A 1,369-nucleotide genomic window follows, 5' to 3' on the forward strand; every position below is an offset into this window, starting at 1 on the left:
GGGGCCGCCGACGAGGAAGGCCAGATCGCGGCCGGCCATGCGCCAGTTCGCGAGCTGCGCAGCCAGATCCTCGCTCGACCACGGGCGGCCGCGGCCGTCGAGCGCGACGACGTGGGCGCCGCGCGGAATCGCCGCGAGCATGGCCTCGCCTTCGTCGCTGAGCGCGCGCGCGAGGTCGCGGCCCTTGCCGCGCTCGCCGAGGCGCAGCTCCACGAGCTCCAGCGGCAGCTCGCGCGACAGGCGCTTGGCGTATTCGGCGAAGCCGTCGGCGACCCAGGCCGGCATGCGTTCGCCGACGGAGATCAGTCGCGCGCGCATGTCGCCGGCCGCCGGGCGCGCGCGGGAATCAGGCGTAGGCCGCTTCGGCTTCGCCGGCGCCGGGGCCCACCGACCAGAGGCGCTCGAGACCGTAGAACTCGCGCACGCGCGGCAGCATGATGTGGACGATGATGTCGCCGAGGTCGACGAGGACCCATTCGGCTTCGCGCTGGCCTTCGACACCGAGCGGCGGCATGCCGGCCTTCTTCGCGTACTTGATGACTTCGTCGGCGACGGACTTCACATGGCGCGTCGAGGTTCCGCTGGCCACGACGATGAAGTCGGCGATCGAGGTCTTGCCGCGCACGTCGAGCTCGACGATGTCCTTGGCCTTGAGTTCCTCGAGCGCGCGGTTCACTTCCAGGCGCAGGCGATCGACGATGTCGGTCGGTGCGGAAACCTTGCCGGGCGTGCGCGGCTTGGGCTGCGGCGGCGACGCGACCGGCGCGGCGGCGGCGCTGCGCGGTTTCTTCGCGGCCGGCTTGGCGGCCGGTTTCGCGGCAGCCTTCGCCGCGGGTCTGGCCGCGCGTTTGGCCGCTTCACGATTGGCCAGTACGGCCTTGCCCGGCTTGCTGGCGGACTTCGCCCCCGGCGCGGCACCCGCGGCGGACTTCCTGGCCGTCACCGGCTTCTTCGCTGCGGCAGCCTTTTTCGCGGCCGGCGCCGCTGCGCGGGAACGGGATTTGGATTCGGACGCGGTCGAAGACTTCGGCGTTTTGGTCGTGGCCAAGCGTGCGCTACCTCTCAATGCCCGACGGGGCAGTCGGCGCGGAGTATACGGCGGCGGCCCGCCAATTACGCGGGCGCAGGCCCGGCGTACCAGCGGCGGCGGCGGATCTCGGCCAGCACGGCGTCGGGCAGCAGGTAGCGCGGTTCGCGGCCGGCGGCCAGCTGCGCGCGGATGGCCGTGGCCGAGATGTCGAGCTCGAGGATGTCCAGGAACAGCACGCGGCCGGCGCCGCGGCCGCGCCAGTCGCCGTCGACCGCGCCGCGCCGCGCGGCGATCTGCTCCATGAGCGCCGCGGCATAGTCGCGCGAATGGCCGGGCCGG

Annotated in this window: 2 protein-coding genes and 1 pseudogene; all 3 read right to left on the minus strand. The window is 73.1% G+C overall.

Annotation, left to right across the window (positions count from 1 at the left end):
* The coding region (locus NON22_RS24370) for a 23S rRNA (pseudouridine(1915)-N(3))-methyltransferase RlmH (protein ID WP_257389572.1) at positions 1–318 on the minus strand (318 nt) is incomplete at its 3' end.
* Between the two features lie 28 nt (positions 319–346).
* Positions 347–700 (minus strand): ribosome silencing factor, encoded by a 354-nt coding sequence (rsfS, locus tag NON22_RS24375; RefSeq protein WP_257389574.1) that lies wholly within the window; start codon positions 698–700, stop codon positions 347–349.
* 413 nt (positions 701–1,113) lie between these two features.
* Positions 1,114–1,369, minus strand: a pseudogene (locus NON22_RS24380) (nicotinate-nucleotide adenylyltransferase); the annotation flags it as partial.

It is taken from the genome of Tahibacter caeni (assembly GCF_024609805.1).
Lineage (GTDB): Bacteria > Pseudomonadota > Gammaproteobacteria > Xanthomonadales > Rhodanobacteraceae > Tahibacter > Tahibacter caeni.